This window comes from Sulfitobacter sp. G21635-S1 (genome assembly GCF_027213915.1).
In the GTDB taxonomy this organism is placed as follows: Bacteria; Pseudomonadota; Alphaproteobacteria; order Rhodobacterales; family Rhodobacteraceae; genus Sulfitobacter.
The window spans coordinates 89,178-108,691 of record NZ_JAPWGV010000022.1 but is presented as its reverse complement, the minus strand read 5'-3'; the positions used below and the strand labels follow the sequence as shown (position 1 = coordinate 108,691).

Genomic DNA, 19,514 nt, shown 5'->3' with positions numbered 1-19,514 from the left:
ACAACGAAATCGTTCTTCCACGACGCCAGCCACAAGCCTTGGCCCGGGTGTCAGCCCGGGCCGCGCCCGACCCTCCCCCCGGGAGGGCGCTTTTGGTGACTTCTCGTATTACACTGACAACATTGATATTTGTAAGGGAGGCGATCCGAATGCGCGTCTCAATGCGCCCTCCCAGGCTCGGGCGCGGCCCTTCGTTCGAAAACGTAACGCAGAACGCAGAAGAACGATTTACCTCCGGCGGCAGCCGTTTCCGGGTTTGTCAGCAATCTGGCGCCCCGATCCACATCGGGGCGTTTTTGTCCGGATGGCGGATTCGCAGGCAGGCACAGGCAGGCGGCGCAGGGTCCGGCCGATGCCCCGGGTGGCAAGGAAAGACTGTGACCGGCGCGGCAGAAACTGGGCGCAACCAGCTGAAACACTGCGTTTTTTGCCGGTTTTGAACCAAAAACACGCAAAATCGGCACAGTCACGCGGATTTTGGGGCCAACACCCTGATTTTGATATTCTCACAACATGGGGTATGGTAGAAAAACCAAAACACAAGAACCTACGAGGCAGTATGATGGCAACCAAATCAACACGGTCCTCTCGGACCAGAAAGACCCCCGTGGCAACAAAATCCTCAACACCCGCCCCCGTAACCGCAATTGATGGCAAGGCGCCCGCCGCTGCCGCAGCAGCGACACCCACCGTCGTGGAGGCACCGCAATCGGTGATCCTGGGCCCCGTCATGCGCAAGAAAGAGCTGATCGACCAGGTCGTGAAACGCTCCGGCATCAAGAAGAAAGACGCCAAGCCCGTCGTCGAATCCCTGCTTTCCGTGCTGGGCGAAGCGCTGGCCGACAACCGCGAACTGGTCCTGCCGCCCTTTGGCAAGGTCAAGGTGCGCCGTGAAAAGCAGATGCCGAATGGCCGCGTCATGGTGGTCAAGGTGCGCCAGTCCGCACCGCCGCAACCCGGCCCGTCCGACAAGCTGCCCGACGCGGCCGAGTAACAGCTTTTTCGCATCTCCTCTTGCAACGGCCCGCGCGATTGTCTAATTCGCGCGGCAAGGGTGATTAGCTCAGTGGTAGAGCGCTTCGTTCACATCGAAGATGTCAGGAGTTCAAATCTCTTATCACCCACCATTTTCCTCGCGTTTCGTTAGATCTGACCGGGTGGCTTGCTGAGAGCCTGACCGACGCGCGCCCTGCGGGCACTCTGGGTCAGGAGTTCAAATCTCTTATCACCCACCATATTTCCTCGCGTTTCGTATGTTCTGACCGGATGGCTTGCTGAGAGCCTGACCGACGCGCGCCCTGCGGGCAGCTGGGTCAGGAGTTCAAATCTCTTATCACCCACCATATTTCCTGCGTTTCGTATGTTCTGACCGGGTGGCTTGCTGAGAACCTGACCGACGCGCGCCCTTAGGCATCGAAACACCTGCGTTGGAATTTGGCATTTCCATCCGGCAACACCCCGGATATGGCTGTCTGCACCCGACGGAACGACGCAGGCGGCAATCACGTGACGACATATCCGAAAATCTGGTTCCTGCGCCACGGCCAAACGGAATGGAACAAGGTATCGAGGCTGCAGGGCCAGCTCGATTCCCCGCTGACCGACCAGGGGCTGGCAGAGGCGCGGCGGCAGGCGGCGCTGATGCCCCCGATCCTTGCAGATGAGCCGGCGCTTTTTGCCTCTCCGCTTGGCCGGGCACGGCAGACGGCGGATATCGCACTGGGGCAAAGGCCGTACCGGACCGACCCGCGGCTGATGGAAATCCACGCGGGCCGCTGGCAGGGGCTGCTGCGCGACGAGATCATGGCCCGGCATCCCGATTGGGCGGCCACCGATCCCACAGCGCTTGAGATCTACGAGGCGGCCGAGGGCGGCGAGGGGCTGACGGCGTTTCACGCCCGCATCCGCGACTTCATGCGCAGCCTCGATGGCCCCACTGTCATTGTCGCTCATGGGCTGCTGGGACAGGTGCTGCGGGCCGAGGCCCGTGGCCTGCCGCTGGCCGAGGCAGGCCGCCTGTCGAACCTGCAAGGCTGCGTCTACCTGCTTGAAAACGGGGTGGAAACACGGCTGGACCTGCCGGAGTGAGCCGGATGCCGCCGCTCTATATCCTGCGCCATGGCGAGACGACCTGGAACGCCTCGGGCCGCTTGCAGGGCCATTTCCACGCCGATCTGACCGACCGGGGCAGGGCCCAGGCCGAGACCCAGCGCCGGATCCTGGCAGCGCGCGACCTGACCGGTTTCCAACTCCTCAGCAGCCCGCAGGGCCGGGCGGTGCAGACCGCCCGCATCGTGATGCAAGCCGTTCCAGGCCCCCTGCAGACCGAAGCGGCGCTGGCCGAAATCGGCCTCGGCGGCTGGGCCGGGGAAACCCGCGCCGATCTGATCGCGCAGACCGGTGCGCAGGACGGGTTCGCGCTTTATGATCTGGCACCGGGGGGCGAGGGGCTGGCGGCCCTGCACGACCGCTGCAGCGCCTTTCTGACGCGGCTGACGCAGCCCTCGGTGCTGGTGACCCATGGCATCACCTCGCGCATGCTGCGCCTGATCCTGACCGGCCGCCCGCCCCGCGATCTGCGCGTCATCGACGGCGGGCAGGGGGTTGTATTCTACGTTGACGGCGGGGTGCAAACCCGACTGACTTTAGGGGCTTGAAGCCGCCCCCCGCCTTGCGCTAAGAGAGCCGGGCCGGGTCGTTAGCTCAGTTGGTAGAGCGCTTCGTTTACACCGAAGATGTCGGGAGTTCGAGCCTCTCACGACCCACCATCCTTCACCGTTTGATCAAGATGATAGGGAGGCTTTCCCTTGCAGGCCCGACCGACGCGCGCCGCTGCGCGGCACTCTGGGTCTGGAGTTCGAGCCTCTCACGACCCACCATCCTTCACCGTTTGAACTGGACGAACTGTAACGTTGCCTTGAAAGCCCGACCAACGCGCACCGCTGCGCGGCACTCTGGGTCTGGCGTTCGAGCCTCTCACGACCCACCATCCTTCACCGTTTGATCAAGATGATAGGGAGCCTTTCCCTTGCAGGCCCGACCGACGCGCGCCGCTGCGCGGCACTCTGGGTCTGGAGTTCGAGCCTCTCACGACCCACCATCAACTACCTGAAAATATTAGACTAAATGATCGGTCTGGCGTTCGTGTCCGTTCTTGTTTCCCAAGTCACGAGATGTGTTTCCCAACATCGGGCAGCGGCAAGATGGGTTCGGCGTTCATGGGGTCCTGAATCGCGCGGCGCGTCGTGCTCTGCCATGCGCCCCGACATGTACCCCAGCATGGAGTTCACATCGGTCCAATGCGCGTTATCGTCTAGCACCTGACGCAGCTTTGCGGTTGACCGGACCTGAGGCGCCATTGCCCAAAGGGCGTTTGGCCTTGCCCGTCTTGCAGTGAAATCATATACGCTGATGGCTTTAGAAGGAGCTGGATTGACCGATGAGTAACACGAATGACGAGACCACGGTTCAAATGGTTGTTGGCGCTATTGCTTATGATCCCCAGCGCGGTCTTGTCTTCAGTGGAACGGCCGGGGCGCAACCTTCGGCCATTCCAGCAACCGCTCCGATCTCAATGAGCTTGAATTACGACGACCGATCAGTCCCTGCCGCAGCAACCTTCTCATGGCTTGACGCAGCAGCTGAGAAAAATGCCGGAAATTCGTTTGAAATCGTCTTGCCGCTGCCGGAGCATTCCGATCAACCGCTGTGTTCCGTTACTTGCGATTTGCCCGATTGGTTGACACTGGACCCCGCCGTCGCAACGTTTCTTGCCGAGATCTTTCCGCGTGATGACAAGGCGTATGAGGCGATGTTCTTGAGAAAGATTCACCGTTTCGGTGACGAGGCGTTGCAGTACTTCATGGCGCGTCAGCTCTCGCAGAGCTTTAGTGGCAAGCGGGCATACCGGGTCGGCGCCGCCGTTGTGATGACCTACAAGGCCCTTGAGATCAATGATCCCGCGCTGCAAGAAGAGGCACTGAGACATGTCAAGACGCAACTTGTGCGGGTGGATGAATGTGAAATCACAAATCATCCCCGGACCAACCGCGAACATCTCGAAATTTCCTTGCTCTGTGCCAAGTGGCATCTGGAACTGGCTCTCCGGCGCCATGATGAGTTCTTTGCTACCCTGGAGCATTGTCGATCGCGTGCCGCAGGTATTACGAACTTCTTTACGCCTGCTTACAATCTGTCGATGACGCTGTTGATGCTCTGCGCGCTGTTGGCACGTAAGGGAGACGTCGAACAAGCTGCTGTCGTTGCAAATGAGGGGATGCAGATATTCAAGAATGCGGTGGCTTCTACAACCCAACAGCTCACATTGTTTCAAGAGCTGCGCATCTCACATCGAAATGTGCATCTTATGCTTTGCGCAACCAAGCCCGATAAACAAACCGACGCAGATTTCAAGATTTACTTTCGAAACAGCTTGAGGGTCCTGGGTGAGGCGGTGGATCGCCTGACGGATGCGGCTCTTGCGATCTATCCTGTACAGGAGGTCAATCGTTCTTGAAGGTTGGGGAGAGCGTTCCCCAGAACGTTTTGATTCGATAAGCGATAACACCTATCGACCAAACGAGGTATTTCAGATGTCCCATCCTTATAGCGATCTTCCAGCGCCAGCATTTTGGCGCAGCGCCGTTTCCGAGCGCAATCCTCTTGAAACATCCGATCTGTGGTCGCCGAAGCATGCGCTTTTGCCCACAGACAGTGTCGTGACCTTTGGCTCGTGTTTTGCACAACACATCAGCCGCGCCCTGCGACGCAATGGCTTCTCCTGGCTGGATTGCGAACCCGGCGCCAGTTTCGTCTCCGACAAGTTGAATAGCCGCTTCAACTATGGTGTGTTCTCGGCTCGAACCGGCAACATCTATTCGGCCAAAGCACTGTTGCAATGGGTTAAATGGTCATTGGGCCATGAGACAGCGCCCGAAGAAGTATGGGAGCGGAACGGCCGCTATTACGATCCTTTCCGTCCTGCGATCGAACCCGGTGGTTTCGCATCTCCCGAAGAAATGCACGCCTCTCGGGCGCAGACCCTGAGCGCTTTCCGTCGCGCTCTGACAGAATCTGATCTGTTCGTCTTCACCCTCGGCCTTACGGAAAGTTGGGAAAACGCCCAGCACGGCTATACCTATGCAACCTGCCCTGGCACCAACGCGGGCACCTTCGATCCGCAAGCACATGTCTTCCGGAATTACAGCTACGCGGATGTGCATGGCCATCTGCAAGAGGCCCTGACATTGCTGCGGGACGTTAACCCAGATGTTCGCATTCTGCTCACCGTTTCACCAGTCCCGCTTACCGCGACAGCATCAGGCAAGCACGTGGTGGTTTCGACAACATACTCCAAATCGGTTTTGCGTGCGGTGGCGGGTGCCGTGTCGGACACTTGGGACTCGGTAGATTATTTTCCCTCCTACGAGATTATTACGGCACCGAGTTTTCGCGGCATGTTCTACGATCCGAATATGCGCACCGTTTCGGGCAGGGGCGTGGATTTCGTTATGAGCCATTTCATCGCCGGTATCTCGGACAGCGCGACAGACAGCGCATCCGCCGATGTTTCGCAGCCTGCGCCTGCCGAAAAGACAGCACCTGTCGAGACGGCGCTTGAGGCAGAGGCCGACGTCGACGACATCAAGTGCGAGGAAGAGATCCTCGCAGCTTTCGCACCTAACTGACTTGCCCGGAGAATTCCACAGAATGCCCAAGATGTGTATTATCGGTAACAGCCACCTGGGTGCGCTGGCCCAATCGGAAACCGGAATGAAGAACTTTGCCGAAGCCGGTTATGATGTCGTGTATTGGGGGGCTGCGGGGACCCTCTTTGGCAAGATTGAATATTCAGATGGTCAGTTGGTTTCACCGGCGCCCGAGCGTTCCAAGATTATTTCTTCCGGTCGCTACGGCCACCTCCCTCTTTCCGATTTTGACGTCGTGGTTTTCTATGGCATGTCAGTCACACTTTCCAACTTTGCCTCCCAGATCACGAACCGCCTGAAAACGATAGAAGGGCGGTCAAAGTCCTTCGTTGATGCGGTTTTGGCGGAACAGATATCTGAATGGTGGGAGCGGCGGTTGGGGCGCGCCTTGATGCAGGTTGTGACAGATGCCGCGCCTGCGAAGAAGTTCTTCTTCACCCCGGATCCGCTGGTGGCGGAGAATCCAGAGTATCTCGGCAAATTCAAGGACTCTGTTCTTCTGCGAAGGGTTCTGGACGCTTTGTATGCCCATTGCGCGAAGTGGTGTGACGAACGCAATATTTCATTCTACAGACAAAGCGACGCGACCCTTGCTGGCAACCGCGTCACGACCGATTTCGATTACAACACCAATTCGGTCAAGATGGAGGCAGGCAAGCCGCATCCCGAGGATGATTTCGTGCATATGAACAGCAAATACGGCGACATCGTTCTTGCCGATCTGCTGACGCTGCTGGAAGCGGACCGTCCGGCAGAACGCGCGGTCGGCTGACAGCTGTCGGTTGCAGCGAACAGCGATAGACGATAAGCGACTTTCAGTAACTAAAGAGGTCCAGATGTCGGACATTAAGATTTTAGACTGCACATTTCGAGACGGCGGTTATTACAACGATTGGGATTTTTCCACACCCCTGATCAACAGTTATCTTGAGGCGATGAAAGCCGCTCAGGTGGATATCGTGGAGCTGGGATTTCGGTTTCTCAAGAACTCCGGATTCAAAGGGCCCTGCGCCTTTGCCACAGATGATTTCATTCGCTCCCTCACAATTCCCGAGGGGCTTGAAGTCGGCGTGATGCTGAACGGCGGGGACCTGCTGACCGATCTTGGTCTGGTGCCCACGCTCGAACGTCTGTTCCCGGAAAAAGCGGATACCACACCGGTCAGCCTGGTGCGGTTCGCCTGCCACTTCCGCGAATTCGAACAGGTGCTTCCGGCTGTCGGCTGGTTGACAGAGCGCGGATACAGGGTCGGTTTCAACCTGATGCAGATCACCGAACGCTCCGAGGAGGAAGTGCGACACTATGCCCGCACCTCCAAGGAATGGCCGATCGAGGCGCTCTATTTCGCCGACAGCATGGGCAGCATGTCCCCGGATGACGTCGGTCGCATCATCGGATGGATGCGCAAGGAGTGGGACGGCCCCATCGGGGTTCATACGCATGACAACATGGGCCGTGCGCTGGCAAACACATTGCGCGCTGCCGCGGATGGTGCGACATGGCTTGACGCAACCGTGACCGGCATGGGCCGCGGACCGGGCAATGCGCGTACCGAGGAACTCGTGATCGAGGCCGAGGCGCTTCGTGGGCGACCTGCAAATCTCGTGCCGCTGATGAATATCATCCGCAAAACATTCCAGCCTATGAAGACTCATTACGGCTGGGGCACAAATCCCTACTATTATCTCTCCGGGCATTACGGGATTCATCCTACCTACATTCAGGAAATGATGGGTGATGCCCGCTACAGCGAGGAAGACATCCTGGCCGTGATCGACTTCCTTCGCCAAGAGGGAGGCTCGAAATTCAGCTCGGAGCGGCTGAACGGTGCGCGCACCTTTTACCGGGGCGAGGCTCAGGGTTCCTGGTCGCCCAAAGAGATCATGGACGGCCGGGACGTTCTCATTCTTGGCACGGGGCCGGGCGTTGCCGAACACCGCGCAGCGCTGGAGGATTACATCCGACGCACGCAGCCGCTGGTTTTGTCGCTCAATACTCAGTCAGCCATTGATCCCGGTCTGATCGACCTGCGTGTCGCCTGCCACCCGGTGCGCCTGATGGCCGATTGCGAGTTGCATACAAGCCTGCCGCAACCGCTGATCACACCCTTTTCAATGCTGCCCGAGGATCTGCGGAAAAATCTGCAAGACAAGGAAGTGCTGGATTTCGGGCTTGCGGTTTCTCCGGGACGTTTCAATTTCCATGACACGCATTGCGAGGTGCCCGCACCGCTCGTGCTGGCCTATTCCCTTGCCATCGCAACCAGCGGCGGTGCCAAGAGGATCTTGATGGCAGGGTTCGACGGATACCCGGCGGGCGACCGCCGCAACGAGGAAACGGCGGAAATCCTGTCGGCATACAAGGGCCATACCTCAGATGTGATGCTTTCATTGACGCCCACGCGCCATGCCATCGCTACCGCCAGCCTTTATGGCTACTTGGAATAGGTCCGCCATGAGCTCAACAAGTCCGGTCAATTGTTTCTTGCCGTGCCGAAAGGGCAGCGAGCGGGTTCCGCGCAAAAACATCAAGCCTTTCGCGGGGTTTGCGAACGGGCTGATCGAGGTCAAGCTACGACAGTTGATCGGAGCCAAGGGGATTGGAAAGATTTATCTTTCCACCAATGATGAGGAAATTCTCGACTACGCCGCGACCCTCGGTTCTGACAAGATCGTTCTTCACAAACGTTGCGAAGAATTGTCTTCAAGCCAGACCAGCACCGATGACCTGGTCGCACATGCGCTGGAACTGATCGGTGATGGCGATATCATGTGGACCCATGTGACCTCACCCTTTGTCAGTGCTGCATCTTATGATTCCATTGTCGCCCGGTATCGGGAGGCTCTCGACGAGGGTCATGATTCACTGATGACCACATCTGTGATCCATGGTTTCATCTGGAACGAAGATGGTCCGGTCAATTACGACCGCAACATTGAGAAATGGCCGCGGACACAAACTTTGCCGACCTTGTACGAAATCAACAGCGCGGCATTTCTGGCGCCGGCTTCGATCTACCGGGACGAGGATGACCGGATAGGCCGTAACCCCTTCATCTACGGCATGGACAAGATCGAAGGTATGGATATCGACTGGCCGGTAGATTTCCAGATTGCTGAAAGCATGGTTCTGCAAGGAATCGCGTCCGTATGACAAACCTGTCACACTACGGTACGCTGGTGTTCGATTGCGACGGCGTGGTTCTTGATTCCAACCAGGTCAAGACTGCCGCTTTTCGCAGCGCGGCAATGCCTTATGGCGCGGCGGCGGCTGATGCGCTGGTCGCGTATCATGTGGCGAATGGCGGGATATCACGATACGTCAAATTCGCGCATTTCCTTGAACGGATTGTGCCGGAACATGGGGCAGGTGCTGTCCCGGGGTGTGACGGCCCGGATCACGAGGCACTGCTCCAGATCTATGCAGAGACCGTTCGAGACGGGCTGATGAACTGCGGGATCGCCACAGGCCTGGAGCAGTTGCGGAGTAAAACCCGGGGTGCCAACTGGCTGATCGTGTCCGGAGGCGACCAGAACGAGCTGCGCGAAGTTTTCGCGGCGCGTGGCATTTCCGATCTGTTCGACGGCGGAATATTCGGAAGCCCGGACACCAAGAGCATGATCCTGGACCGCGAGCTTTCGGTCGGCAATATCTCCGGGCCGGCGCTTTTCCTGGGTGACAGCCGTCTCGACCACGAAGCCGCCTCTGCCGCAGGGCTGGATTTCATCTTCGTCCACGGCTGGACCGACCTGGCCGACTGGCCGACCTACGTTGAGCAAAACGACATCATCACAATTGCCGGTGTTGGCGATCTTGCCAGCTGAGGGATTGCGGTGACCGCTTTGGTTACCGCAGTCTAACGGCGGATACGCTCCGCCATCTCGCTCCCCCCAAACCCCTTCAAAGATCCAGATCGACCCAGACCGGGACGTGGTCCGAAGGTTTGTCGCGGCCGCGGATGTCGCGGTCGATCTGGCAGTCGCGCAGCAGGTCGGCGCAGGCGGGGGACAGCAGGAAATGGTCGATCCGGATGCCGTTGTTGCGGTTCCAGGCGCCGGCCTGGTAATCCCAGAAACTGTAGTGGCCGGGGCCCTGGGTGCGGGCGCGGAAGGCCTCGGTCAGGCCCAGGTTCAGCAGCCTGCGCCACTTTTCGCGGGACTCGGGGCGGAACAGCGCATCGTCGCGCCAGCTTTCCGGTTTGGCCGCATCCTCGGCCTGGGGGATGATGTTGTAATCGCCCGCCATCAGAAAGGGCGTTTCCTCGGCCAGCAGGCATTCGGCGCGGGCGCGCAGCCGGTCCATCCAGCCCAGTTTATAGGCGAATTTGCCCCCCGCGACCGGTGCCCCATTTGCGTCCAGCTCCACCGGGTTGCCGTTGGGCAGGTAGAGCCCGCAGAGGCGCAGTGCCGCGTTTTCGCCGACAATCGTGGCCTCGATATAGCGGGCTTGTTCGTCTGCCGCATCGCCGGGCAACCCGCGGGTCACATCCTCCAGCGGGTGTTTTGACAGGATCGCCACGCCGTTGAAGGATTTCTGGCCGTGGGTTTCGACGTTATAGCCGCGCTCCTCGAAGATTTCGCGGGGAAAGGCCTCGTCCACCGACTTGATCTCTTGCAAAAGCACCACATCGGGCTGCGCCTCGTCCAGCCAGGCGGGCAGGGCCTCGGCACGGGCCTTGATGCCATTGATGTTGAAGGTGGCAATTTTCATCATCTTACTCCCTGCAGGCTGAGGGAGCTATCGCCGATCTGGGGCAGCGGGGCAAGGGGCAGGGACGGCGATCTGGCAAGGGCGCGCAGGCCGGGGCCGGATCCGGGGCTCAGGACCCGCCGATCCTACATCGAGAAGGAGGTGCCGCAGCCGCAGGCGGAGGTGGCATTCGGATTCTCGATCACGAAGCGCGCGCCGATCAGCTCTTCGGAAAAATCAATCACCGCATTGGCGAGGAAGGGCAGCGAGATGCTGTCCACCACCACCTTTTGCCCCGATCCTTCCAGGATCAGGTCATCTTCCCTGGGGTCATCCAGTGCGATGTCATATTGAAAGCCGGAGCAGCCGCCACCTTCGACCGCGACGCGCAATGCCTTGCCCTGATCGCCTGCGCCGATCTCGGCCAGGCGTTCAAAGGCGCGGGAGGTGACTTTGGGCGGCAGGTTCATGGCGCGTCTCCGTTCTGCAGTGCTGGGCCGGTTTTCATCCCCGGTTGCTTGCAATATAGAAGTCCGCAGGACAGGCTACAAGGACCGGCCAGATGCACGCGCCCTATGCCTCTGATCCGACGCGCGCCCGGGGACGGCGTGTGGCGGAGGAGGAAAGCACGTTTCGTTCCTGCTATCAGCGGGACCGGGACAGGATCATTCATGCCAGCGCCTTTCGCAGGCTCAAGCACAAGACCCAGGTTTTTGTGGAACATGAGGGTGATTATTATCGCACCCGGCTGACCCATTCGATCGAGGTGGCGCAGGTGGCGCGCACCATCGCCGGGGCGCTGGGGCTGAATGGCGAGCTGACCGAGGCGGTGGCGCTGGCGCATGATCTGGGCCACACGCCCTTTGGCCATACCGGAGAGGATGCGCTGCATGCGCTGATGGCCCCCTATGGCGGGTTTGATCACAACGCCCAGGCGATCCGCATCGTGACCCGGCTGGAACGCCATTATGCCGAATTCGACGGGCTGAACCTGACTTGGGACACGCTGGAAGGCATTGCCAAGCATAATGGTCCTGTGACGCCCCTGCGGGGCGATGGCCCTGTGACGCCCCTGCGGGGCGATGGCCAGATTGTGGGCGAACTGCCCTATGCGCTGGCGGAATATGACGCCCAGCATGACCTTGAGCTTCATACCCACGCCAGTGCCGAGGCACAGGTGGCGGCGCTTTCCGATGACATCGCCTATAACAACCACGATCTGCATGACGGGCTGCGCGCGGGGCTGTTCACCGAGGATGAGATTGCCGAACTGCCGCTGGTCGGGCCGGCCTATGCGCAGGTGGACAGGCTTTATCCCGAGACTGACAGCTACCGGCGGCGGCACGAGGCGCTGCGGCGGGTGTTCGGGGTGATGGTTGCGGATGTGATCGACACGTCACGGGCGCTGCTGGAAGGGTCGGGGGCGCAAAGCCCCGCAGAGATCCGCCATCTGGGCCGCCCGGTGATCCGTTTTTCACCCGCGATGTGGCGGGATCTGCGCCAGATCCGCGATTTCCTCTTTGCGCGCATGTACCGCGCGCCCCAGGTGATGGCAGAGCGGGCCCGTGTCACCAAGGTGGTGGAGGAGCTGTTTCCGCTGTTTCTGGCACAGCCCGACCTGATGCCGCGCCATTGGGCGCGCCAAATCGAGGAGGCGGCGCAGGACCGGACCACGCTGGCGCGCATGGTGTCGGATTATATTGCCGGCATGACCGACCGTTTCGCCCTGCAGGAGCATGCGCGGCTGATCGGCACCTCCTGAGCAGCTGCCGCTGCGAAGGTTGGCAAAGAGCCCAACTTGCGTTTTCAAAGTGAAGCCCAATTGCCAAAGCAAAGCTTTGGCAGCGCCCGAACCGCCCGCGTCACCGACAGAGCCAGGGCATCGCCTTGGCGGAGGCGTCGTGACCTGTTTTCGGATGTTGGACAGGGCAGCGATGCCCACTCACCAGTCCTCAATACGCATCGCGTCCAAGGTCCGGCTTGCGGGGGAACGGCTTGATGGCCGGGTCAGGATCGCCCGGCATCCGCCCCGCGCGGCCCGTCCCGATTGACTGTCCCCGGCAAGATGATAGACGAGCCTGAGACGAAGGAACTTTCCAATGAACCTATTTGCCGACATCCGCGATGTGATCCTGAACTGCCTTGGCCAACTGGTCGCCGAGGGCGTGCTGCCCGGGGGCCTGAACACCGACCCGATCACGGCGGAACCGCCGCGCGATCCTGCGCATGGCGACATGGCGACCAATGCCGCGATGGTGCTGGCAAAGCCCGCCGCGATGAAACCGCGCGACATTGCCGATGCGCTGGCCGCAAAGCTGACCGATGATCCGCGCATCACCTCGGCAGAGGTGGCGGGGCCGGGGTTCCTGAACCTGCGGCTTGCGCCCTCCGTCTGGCAGGGCATCGCGGGCGCGGTGCTGGCAGAGGGCACCGATTTCGGGCGCGGCAGCCTTGGCGCGGGGCGCAGGGTGAATGTGGAATATGTTTCCGCCAACCCCACCGGCCCGCTGCATGTGGGCCATACCCGGGGTGCGGTCTTTGGCGATGCGCTGGCCAGCCTGCTGGACTTCGCAGGCTTTGACGTGACCCGTGAATATTACATCAACGACGGCGGCGCGCAGGTCGATGTGCTGGCGCGCTCGGTCTACCTGCGCTACCTCGAAGCGCATGGCCAGGAGGTCGCCTTTCCGGACGGCACCTATCCCGGTGATTACCTGATCGCGGTGGGCGAGGCGCTGAAGGCCAAGGTGGGCGATGCCTATCTCGACAAGGGCGAGCAATTCTGGCTGGAAGACGTGCGCAACTTTGCCACCGATGCGATGATGGACCTCATTCGCGCCGACCTGAAGTCGCTGGGCGTCGAGATGGACGTCTTCTATTCGGAAAAGTCGCTTTACGGCACCGGCCGGATCGAAGCGGCGCTGGAAGACCTCAAGGGCAAGGGCCTGATCTATGAGGGCGTGCTGGAGCCGCCCAAGGGCAAGAAGCCCGAAGATTGGGAACCGCGCGAGCAGACCCTGTTCAGATCCACCGAACATGGCGACGACGTGGACCGTCCGGTGATGAAATCCGATGGCGGCTGGACCTATTTCGCGCCCGACATCGCCTATCACTATGACAAGGTGCAGCGCGGGTTCGACCTGTTGATCGACGTCTTCGGCGCCGATCACGGCGGCTATGTCAAACGGATGAAGGCGGCTGTTTCGGCGCTGTCGGGGGGCAAGGTGCCGCTCGACATCAAGCTGACCCAGCTGGTGAAACTGTTCAAGAACGGCGAGCCGTTCAAGATGTCGAAACGGGCAGGGACCTTTGTGACCCTGCGCGACGTGGTGGATCAGGTGGGGCCGGATGTGACCCGCTTCGTCATGCTGACCCGCAAGAACGATGCGATGCTGGATTTCGATTTCGACAAGGTGCTTGAGCAATCGCGCGAGAACCCGGTGTTCTATGTGCAATATGCCCATGCGCGGGTGTCCTCCGTGCTGCGCAAGGCGGCAGAGGCCGGCATGACGCTCGACGATGCGGCGCTGGCACAGGCGGATCTGACGCTTCTGGATCACGAGGCGGAGATTGCCCTGCTGCGCAAGATCGGCGAATGGCCCCGGCTGGTGGAAATTGCCGCCCGGACCAATGAGCCGCATCGGGTGGCCTTCTATCTTTACGAACTGGCCGGAGAATTCCACGGATTGTGGAACCGGGGCAATGAGGTGCCTTCGCTCCGCTTCCTGCAGGAGGACAACCCGAAGGCCACGATGGCAAAAATTGCGCTCGCGCGGTCCGCAGCGATTGTAATTGCGGCAGGTCTTGGTATTCTTGGGGTCACTCCGGCGCAAGAGATGCGATAACGCACGAGCAACGGCGCTGACAGGCAACCCCATATCCAGACCCGCGCGGCGATGTATCTCGCGGGCAGTGAGGCAAAAATGGCAGAATTCACCTCTTCCCCCATGGCGGGGGATTACTCCTTTGAATCCGCAGCCGATTCCGGCCTGACATCCACCGCCAGAAGCTTGAAAAAGCTGACAAATCTGGCGGGTGCCATGGTGTCGCTGGCGCTGATTGCGGGGATCGGGGTCTGGGGGTACAAACTGCTTGTCCGCGACGTCAGCGGCATTCCCGTGGTCCGGGCGGCCAGCGGCGAAATGCGCATCCGCCCCGAAGATCCGGGCGGCGAACTGGCCGATCATCAGGGATTGTCCGTCAATGTGATCGCCGCCGAAGGCAGTGCCGGCCGGCCCGCCGATCAGCTGCGTCTGGCCCCCAGACCTGTCGATCTGTCCGATGAGGATCAGGTGGTTCAGGCGGCCATGGTGACAGATGCGCCACAGCCGCAAGCGCCCGCCGCCGCGGCACCTGCCGCGCAGGTTTCGGCCGATGAGGTGGCAAGCGCGCTTGCCAGCGGGGAGGTGGATGATCTGGTGGCCAAGCTGACAGATGGTGTCGCCCCGCTGACCGGGATCGAGGATGAAACCGATGCCATCGTGGCCGAGGTCACCCAGGATGTGGTGGCCGAGGTTGTCGAATCCGAAGAACGCCTTGCCAGCGTGATCGACGGGCCCGGCGTGCGCCATTCCCTGCGTCCCAAGCGGCGCCCCGCCACCCGCGCCGTTGTCACCCCGGCGGCGCTGACCACACAAAGCGCCGATACCGCGTCGGAAGAAGTGGATGCCGCCAATCTGCCCGCAGGCACCCGGCTGGCGCAGCTGGGCGCTTTCGACAGCGCCGAGGTGGCGCGCGAGCAATGGGATCAGCTGCAGAACCGGTTCAGCGCCTATCTGGGTGACAAGAAACGGGTGGTGCAAAAGGCCTCCAGCGGAGGGCGGGTGTTCTACCGCCTGCGCGCCATGGGCTTTGAAGACATCGCCGATGCGCGCCGCTTCTGTTCGGCGCTGGTGGCAGAGAATGCCGATTGCATTCCCGTGGTAACACGCTGATGCCCCCCTTTGGGGAAACGTCAGCGCGCCCCTTTGGGGAAATGTCAACGCGCCCCTTTGGGGCGACCATCCTCGATGCGGACGGGTTGACCCTCTCTGCGGAGGAAAAGGCGTTTTTCCGCGACACGCGGCCCTTTGGCTTTATCCTCTTTGCCCGCAACATCGACACGCCGGATCAGGTCCGCGCGCTCGGCGATGAATTGCGCGAGGCGGCTGGGCATGAGGCGGTCATCACCATTGATCAGGAAGGCGGACGCGTGCAGCGCCTGCGCGCGCCGCACTGGCGCGAATGGCTGCCGCCGCTCGATTTCGTGGCCCTGGCCGGGCGCGGGGCGGAACGGGCGATGTATCTGCGCCACCGCATCATCGCGGATGAGCTTGCGGCGCTTGGCATCGACAGCAATTGCGCGCCGATGGTCGATGTGGCGGGCCACCAGACCCACCAGTTCCTGCGCAACCGCTGCTATGGCAGCGAGCCTGCTCGCGTCGCCACCCTGGGCCGCGCCGCAGGGCAGGGGATGCTGGACGGCGGCGTGCTGCCGGTGGTCAAACATATCCCCGGCCATGGCCGCGCCACGATGGACAGCCATTTTGACCTGCCCCGCGTCGATGCCGCCCATGCGGATCTGACAGCTGTGGATTTTGCCCCCTTCAAGGCGCTGAACGACCTGCCGATGGGGATGACCGCCCATCTGGTCTATGACGCGATTGACCCCGAACCCGCGACCTGTTCGGCCCCGGTGATGCGCCTGATCCGCGAGGAGATCGGCTTTGACAACCTGATCATGACCGACGACCTGTCAATGAAGGCGCTGGCGGGCAGCCATGTGGCAAGCACCCGCGCCGCACTGGCGGCGGGCTGCGATGTGGCGCTCTACTGCAACCAGCCGCTGGCGGACCGGATCGAGGTGGCCGAGGCGGCAGGCGAGATGACAAAAGCCGCCCAGACCCGCGCGGATCGTGCCCTGTCGATGCGCAAACGCCCCGACGACGTTGACATTCCCGCACTGGAAAGCGAACTTGAAGCGCTTTTGGGCGGGACGGGGCATGGCTGAATCCACATTCGAGGAAGATATTGTTTCGGTTGCCGAAAGGCGCGCCGCCGAAGCGCTGATTGTCGATGTGGATGGGTTTGAGGGGCCGCTGGACCTGCTGCTGACCCTCAGCCGCACCCAGAAAGTCGATCTGCGCAAGGTGTCGGTGCTGCAACTTGCGCGGCAATACCTGGCCTTTGTGGACAAGGCCAAGACCCTGCGGCTGGAACTGGCCGCCGATTATCTGGTGATGGCGGCCTGGCTTGCCTTTCTGAAATCCCGCCTGTTGCTGCCGCCGGATCCCACGGAAGAGGGCCCCTCGGGCGAGGAACTGGCCGCGCATCTGGCGTTTCAGCTGGAGCGGCTGCAGGCGATGCGCGACGCCGCCGCGCGGCTGATGGCGCGTGACCAGCTGGGGCGCGATTTCTTCGCGCGCGGCCAGACCCATGAAATCCGCCGGGTGCGCCGGGTGACATATACTGCCACCCTGCTGGACCTGATGCAGGGCTATGCCCGGATCCGCACCCGCGACGAATTCCGCCCCTTTGTCATGGACCGGGACGCGGTATTCACCATGGAACAGGCGCTGGAACGGATGCGCGGCCTGATCGGCTATGCCGGGGAATGGGGCGACCTGATGAGCTATCTGCCCGAAGGCTGGGAAAGCGACCCGGTGCGCCGCCGCTCTGCCACCGCATCGACCTTTGCCGCCTCTCTCGAACTGGTAAAAGAGGGCCATCTGGAGATCCGGCAATCGGAGGTCTTTGCCCCGATCCAGCTGCGAAAAAGGGATGTGCCGCGTGGCGGATGATATTGAAGAAAAAGAAGAAAGCCTGTTCGAGGCCCCGCCGATGGCCGAACAGGAACGGATGATCGAGGCGGTGCTTTTCGCCACCTCCGAGCCGATCACCCTCAAGGAGCTGGAGGCGCGGCTGCCGCATGGCTGCGACGCGGGCGAGGCCATGGTGCACCTGCGCCGCCGTTACGAGGGGCGCGGCGTGCAGGTCTCCAAGGTCGGGGATGGCTATGCGATGCGCACAGCGGCTGATCTGGGCTTTCTGATGCAGAAGGAAACCGTCGAGGTCCGCAAGCTGAGCCGTGCAGCCATCGAAACACTGGCGATCATCGCCTATCACCAGCCCGTCACCCGCGCCGAGATCGAGGAGATCCGCGGCGTGTCGGTCAGCCGGGGCACGGTGGATCAATTGCTGGAACTGGAATGGATCCGCTTTGGCCGCCGCAAGATGACACCGGGCCGCCCGGTGACATTTGTGGTGACCGAAGGTTTCCTGGATCATTTCGGGCTGGAAAACGCCCGCGATCTGCCGGGATTGAAGGAATTGCGCGCTGCCGGTCTGCTGGAAAACCGGCCACCCCCCGGCACCCTGCCGCTGATGGGCGAGGGCGAGGACGAGGAAGAGAGCACCGAGGGCCAGAGCGAGCTTTTCGAGGATTGATGCCGATGGCCGGTTTTCTGCTCCGATCAGCCTGAAAATTGCCGCAATACGTGCTATATAGGGGGGGAGGTAAAAAGGGGTCAGTCAATGAACCAGATTATCAACATGATTATCCGCCAGGTCATGCATCAGCTGGTGCGGCGCGGCGTGAACGCCGGGTTCGACCAGGCGTCGAAGATCGGCAAGCGCCGCAATCAGCCCGAAGTGGACGCGGATGGCAACCCGGTGCAGCAGCGCCAGCTGACGCCCGAGGAACGCGCAGAGCGGCGCGCCCGGCGTCAGGCGCGCCAGAATACCGGCCATGCCAAGCAATCCATGAAGGCGATGCGCCGCTTCTCGAAGTTCTGAGGCGTTTTTCCGGCGAGGGTGACTTGCGCGGCAGGCGCTGCGCAGGGATATTTTCTTGCCAAAAAGAGCAGGGGTGTCAGGCAGCTTTGAAATGTTTGCTGAGCTTCAGCCCCTGTCCCTGATAGTTCGACGCGATGCCTGCCCCGTAAAGCTGTGTGGGCCTTTCGGTCATGCGTTCATAGATCAGCCTGCCCACCACCTGGCCATGCTCCAGCACGAAGGGCGCTTCATGGCAGCGGACTTCCAGCACGCCGCGTGATCCGCTGCCGCCCGCCGCGGCATGGCCGAACCCCGGATCGAAGAACCCCGCGTAATGCACCCGGAATTCACCCACCATCGCCAGATAGGGGGCCATTTCGGCGGCATAATCCGGCGGGATGGTCACCGCCTCGCGGCTGACCAGGATATAGAATGCGCCCGGATCGAGGATGATATGACCTTCGGTGCTGTGGACCTCTTCCCAGAAATCCGCCGCTGCATAATGGCCGATCAGATCAAGGTCGATCACCCCGGTATGGGGTTTGGCACGGTAGCCCACCAGCGTCGTGCCGGGCAGTTTCAGATCGACGGAAAAGCCCAGCCCGTCGTCGATCACCGGCTTGCCATCCACCAGCGGCGTCTGGTCGTGCAGGGCGCGCAGGGCCGCGTCGTCCAGCATGGCATCGCCCCGGCCAAAGCGGATCTGGTTCAGGCGCATGCCGGGGCGCACCAGCACCGAAAAGGAGCGGGGGCAGATCTCGGCATAAAGCGGCCCGGTATAGCCCGGCGCGATTCGGTCGAATTCGGTGCCGCCATCGGTGATCGTGCGGGTCAGCAGATCAAGCCGCCCGGTCGAGCTTTTGGCATTGGCCACGGCGGAAACATCGTCAGGCAGTGCCAGGGCCTCCATCAGCTGCACCAGATAGACACAGCCTTTTTCCAGCACCGCACCCGGGGTCAGATCAACCTCGTGCATCTGGAATTCGCTCAGACGCTCCGCAACGCTCTTGCCGTGACCGGCCAGAAAGGAGGCGCGCACGCGAAAGGCACGGCTGCCAAGGCGCAGGTCAAGGCTGGCAGGCTGGATCTGGCCCGGAATGACCGGCAGGGCCGCGCTGATCTGACCTGCGTCGATCATGTCGCTGATCTGCTGGTTGGGGATCACGCCATGCATGACATCGCTCATCGGATCGGGCCTTTCAAAAACAAACGCCCGCGAACCACAAAGGGTGCGGGCGTTCGGATTGTTTGGTCGGGCTAGCAGGACTCGAACCTGCGACCTTCCGTCCCCCAGACGGACGCGCTACCAGGCTGCGCCATAGCCCGAACTCAGGCGGTTCATACCTGATCTTGTCCGGCGTGCAA

19 protein-coding genes and 3 tRNA genes are annotated in these 19,514 nt (G+C 61.3%); 18 read left to right on the top strand and 4 right to left on the bottom strand.

The genetic code is table 11. The features are described 5' to 3' along the window. Positions 1-607 precede the first annotated feature (607 nt). The 11 genes from O4H53_RS19635 (at position 608) to O4H53_RS19585 (ending at position 9,532) form a co-directional block, all read left to right on the top strand. Positions 608-994, top strand: coding sequence for an HU family DNA-binding protein (locus O4H53_RS19635; RefSeq protein WP_269366498.1), 387 nt, complete (start codon positions 608-610; stop codon positions 992-994). Positions 995-1,052: 58 nt separating this feature from the next. Beyond that, positions 1,053-1,127, top strand: a tRNA-Val gene (locus O4H53_RS19630). Positions 1,128-1,464: 337 nt separating this feature from the next. After that, on the top strand, positions 1,465-2,088 hold the full coding sequence (locus O4H53_RS19625; protein ID WP_269366496.1) for a histidine phosphatase family protein: 624 nt from the start codon (positions 1,465-1,467) through the stop codon (positions 2,086-2,088). Between the two features lie 5 nt (positions 2,089-2,093). Continuing rightward, positions 2,094-2,657, top strand: coding sequence for a histidine phosphatase family protein (locus O4H53_RS19620; RefSeq protein WP_269366494.1), 564 nt, complete (start codon positions 2,094-2,096; stop codon positions 2,655-2,657). A 35-nt stretch (positions 2,658-2,692) separates the two neighbouring features. Continuing rightward, positions 2,693-2,768: transfer RNA gene (locus O4H53_RS19615), tRNA-Val, on the top strand. Between the two features lie 671 nt (positions 2,769-3,439). Beyond that, positions 3,440-4,516, top strand: coding sequence for a hypothetical protein (locus O4H53_RS19610; protein WP_269366492.1), 1,077 nt, complete (start codon positions 3,440-3,442; stop codon positions 4,514-4,516). Positions 4,517-4,592: 76 nt separating this feature from the next. Beyond that, positions 4,593-5,687, top strand: a complete 1,095-nt coding sequence (locus tag O4H53_RS19605; protein ID WP_269366491.1) for a GSCFA domain-containing protein — start codon at positions 4,593-4,595, stop codon at positions 5,685-5,687. 22 nt (positions 5,688-5,709) lie between these two features. Next, positions 5,710-6,480 (top strand): hypothetical protein, encoded by a 771-nt coding sequence (locus O4H53_RS19600; protein ID WP_269366490.1) that lies wholly within the window; start codon positions 5,710-5,712, stop codon positions 6,478-6,480. A gap of 163 nt (positions 6,481-6,643) precedes the next feature. After that, positions 6,644-8,155 carry an aldolase catalytic domain-containing protein gene (locus O4H53_RS19595; protein ID WP_269366488.1) on the top strand — a complete coding sequence of 504 codons (1,512 nt, stop codon included), beginning with the start codon at positions 6,644-6,646 and terminating at the stop codon, positions 8,153-8,155. 7 nt (positions 8,156-8,162) lie between these two features. Then, a complete protein-coding gene (locus O4H53_RS19590) occupies positions 8,163-8,861 on the top strand; it encodes an acylneuraminate cytidylyltransferase family protein (RefSeq protein WP_269366486.1) in 699 nt (232 codons plus the stop codon). Further along, entirely contained in the window at positions 8,858-9,532 is a 675-nt protein-coding gene (locus O4H53_RS19585) for an HAD family hydrolase (RefSeq protein ID WP_269366484.1), read from the top strand. The genes O4H53_RS19590 and O4H53_RS19585 overlap by 4 nt, the downstream gene beginning before the upstream one ends. A 76-nt stretch (positions 9,533-9,608) precedes the next feature. Here the strand turns inward: O4H53_RS19585 and xth are convergent, their stop codons facing one another. Next, on the bottom strand, positions 9,609-10,418 hold the full coding sequence (gene xth / locus O4H53_RS19580) for an exodeoxyribonuclease III (RefSeq protein ID WP_269366482.1): 810 nt from the start codon (positions 10,416-10,418) through the stop codon (positions 9,609-9,611). A 125-nt stretch (positions 10,419-10,543) separates the two neighbouring features. Next, positions 10,544-10,867 carry a HesB/IscA family protein gene (locus tag O4H53_RS19575; protein WP_269366480.1) on the bottom strand — a complete coding sequence of 108 codons (324 nt, stop codon included), beginning with the start codon at positions 10,865-10,867 and terminating at the stop codon, positions 10,544-10,546. A 92-nt stretch (positions 10,868-10,959) separates the two neighbouring features. Between O4H53_RS19575 and O4H53_RS19570 the strand changes: the two genes are divergently transcribed. The 7 genes from O4H53_RS19570 to O4H53_RS19540 all read left to right on the top strand — a co-directional run bounded on the left by O4H53_RS19570 (position 10,960) and on the right by O4H53_RS19540 (position 18,170). Further along, positions 10,960-12,159: a deoxyguanosinetriphosphate triphosphohydrolase gene (locus O4H53_RS19570; RefSeq protein ID WP_269366478.1), complete on the top strand. Its 1,200-nt coding sequence runs from the start codon at positions 10,960-10,962 to the stop codon at positions 12,157-12,159. 337 nt (positions 12,160-12,496) lie between these two features. After that, positions 12,497-14,242: an arginine--tRNA ligase gene (gene argS, locus O4H53_RS19565; RefSeq protein WP_269366476.1), complete on the top strand. Its 1,746-nt coding sequence runs from the start codon at positions 12,497-12,499 to the stop codon at positions 14,240-14,242. A gap of 78 nt (positions 14,243-14,320) precedes the next feature. Beyond that, entirely contained in the window at positions 14,321-15,331 is a 1,011-nt protein-coding gene (locus tag O4H53_RS19560; protein WP_269366474.1) for an SPOR domain-containing protein, read from the top strand. Positions 15,332-15,372: 41 nt separating this feature from the next. Next, positions 15,373-16,386, top strand: coding sequence for a beta-N-acetylhexosaminidase (gene nagZ / locus O4H53_RS19555; protein WP_269366472.1), 1,014 nt, complete (start codon positions 15,373-15,375; stop codon positions 16,384-16,386). Beyond that, a complete protein-coding gene (locus tag O4H53_RS19550) occupies positions 16,379-17,176 on the top strand; it encodes a segregation and condensation protein A (RefSeq protein WP_269366470.1) in 798 nt (265 codons plus the stop codon). The genes nagZ and O4H53_RS19550 overlap by 8 nt, the downstream gene beginning before the upstream one ends. A gap of 40 nt (positions 17,177-17,216) precedes the next feature. Then, on the top strand, positions 17,217-17,822 hold the full coding sequence (gene scpB / locus O4H53_RS19545) for an SMC-Scp complex subunit ScpB (RefSeq protein WP_443069620.1): 606 nt from the start codon (positions 17,217-17,219) through the stop codon (positions 17,820-17,822). Between the two features lie 87 nt (positions 17,823-17,909). Beyond that, positions 17,910-18,170, top strand: coding sequence for a hypothetical protein (locus tag O4H53_RS19540; RefSeq protein ID WP_269366468.1), 261 nt, complete (start codon positions 17,910-17,912; stop codon positions 18,168-18,170). Positions 18,171-18,246: 76 nt separating this feature from the next. On the opposite strand, the gene O4H53_RS19535 is transcribed toward O4H53_RS19540, so the two are convergent. Beyond that, positions 18,247-19,323 carry a 2'-deoxycytidine 5'-triphosphate deaminase gene (locus O4H53_RS19535; RefSeq protein WP_269366504.1) on the bottom strand — a complete coding sequence of 359 codons (1,077 nt, stop codon included), beginning with the start codon at positions 19,321-19,323 and terminating at the stop codon, positions 18,247-18,249. Between the two features lie 75 nt (positions 19,324-19,398). Further along, positions 19,399-19,475, bottom strand: a tRNA-Pro gene (locus O4H53_RS19530). Between the last annotated feature and the right edge of the window lie 39 nt (positions 19,476-19,514).

Bases quoted from the DNA above. Each gene is read 5' to 3' on its own strand.
- O4H53_RS19625 (WP_269366496.1), top strand. From the start codon at position 1,465: ATGGCTGTCTGCACCCGACGGAACGACGCAGGCGGCAATCACGTGACG.
- O4H53_RS19620 (WP_269366494.1), top strand. From the start codon at position 2,094: ATGCCGCCGCTCTATATCCTGCGCCATGGCGAGACGACCTGGAACGCC.
- O4H53_RS19610 (WP_269366492.1), top strand. From the start codon at position 3,440: ATGAGTAACACGAATGACGAGACCACGGTTCAAATGGTTGTTGGCGCT.
- O4H53_RS19605 (WP_269366491.1), top strand. From the start codon at position 4,593: ATGTCCCATCCTTATAGCGATCTTCCAGCGCCAGCATTTTGGCGCAGC.
- O4H53_RS19600 (WP_269366490.1), top strand. From the start codon at position 5,710: ATGCCCAAGATGTGTATTATCGGTAACAGCCACCTGGGTGCGCTGGCC.
- O4H53_RS19595 (WP_269366488.1), top strand. From the start codon at position 6,644: ATGAAAGCCGCTCAGGTGGATATCGTGGAGCTGGGATTTCGGTTTCTC.
- O4H53_RS19590 (WP_269366486.1), top strand. From the start codon at position 8,163: ATGAGCTCAACAAGTCCGGTCAATTGTTTCTTGCCGTGCCGAAAGGGC.
- O4H53_RS19585 (WP_269366484.1), top strand. From the start codon at position 8,858: ATGACAAACCTGTCACACTACGGTACGCTGGTGTTCGATTGCGACGGC.
- xth (WP_269366482.1), bottom strand. From the start codon at position 10,418: ATGAAAATTGCCACCTTCAACATCAATGGCATCAAGGCCCGTGCCGAG.
- O4H53_RS19575 (WP_269366480.1), bottom strand. From the start codon at position 10,867: ATGAACCTGCCGCCCAAAGTCACCTCCCGCGCCTTTGAACGCCTGGCC.
- O4H53_RS19570 (WP_269366478.1), top strand. From the start codon at position 10,960: ATGCACGCGCCCTATGCCTCTGATCCGACGCGCGCCCGGGGACGGCGT.
- argS (WP_269366476.1), top strand. From the start codon at position 12,497: ATGAACCTATTTGCCGACATCCGCGATGTGATCCTGAACTGCCTTGGC.
- O4H53_RS19560 (WP_269366474.1), top strand. From the start codon at position 14,321: ATGGCAGAATTCACCTCTTCCCCCATGGCGGGGGATTACTCCTTTGAA.
- nagZ (WP_269366472.1), top strand. From the start codon at position 15,373: ATGTCAACGCGCCCCTTTGGGGCGACCATCCTCGATGCGGACGGGTTG.
- O4H53_RS19550 (WP_269366470.1), top strand. From the start codon at position 16,379: ATGGCTGAATCCACATTCGAGGAAGATATTGTTTCGGTTGCCGAAAGG.
- scpB (WP_443069620.1), top strand. From the start codon at position 17,217: ATGGCCGAACAGGAACGGATGATCGAGGCGGTGCTTTTCGCCACCTCC.
- O4H53_RS19540 (WP_269366468.1), top strand. From the start codon at position 17,910: ATGAACCAGATTATCAACATGATTATCCGCCAGGTCATGCATCAGCTG.
- O4H53_RS19535 (WP_269366504.1), bottom strand. From the start codon at position 19,323: ATGCATGGCGTGATCCCCAACCAGCAGATCAGCGACATGATCGACGCA.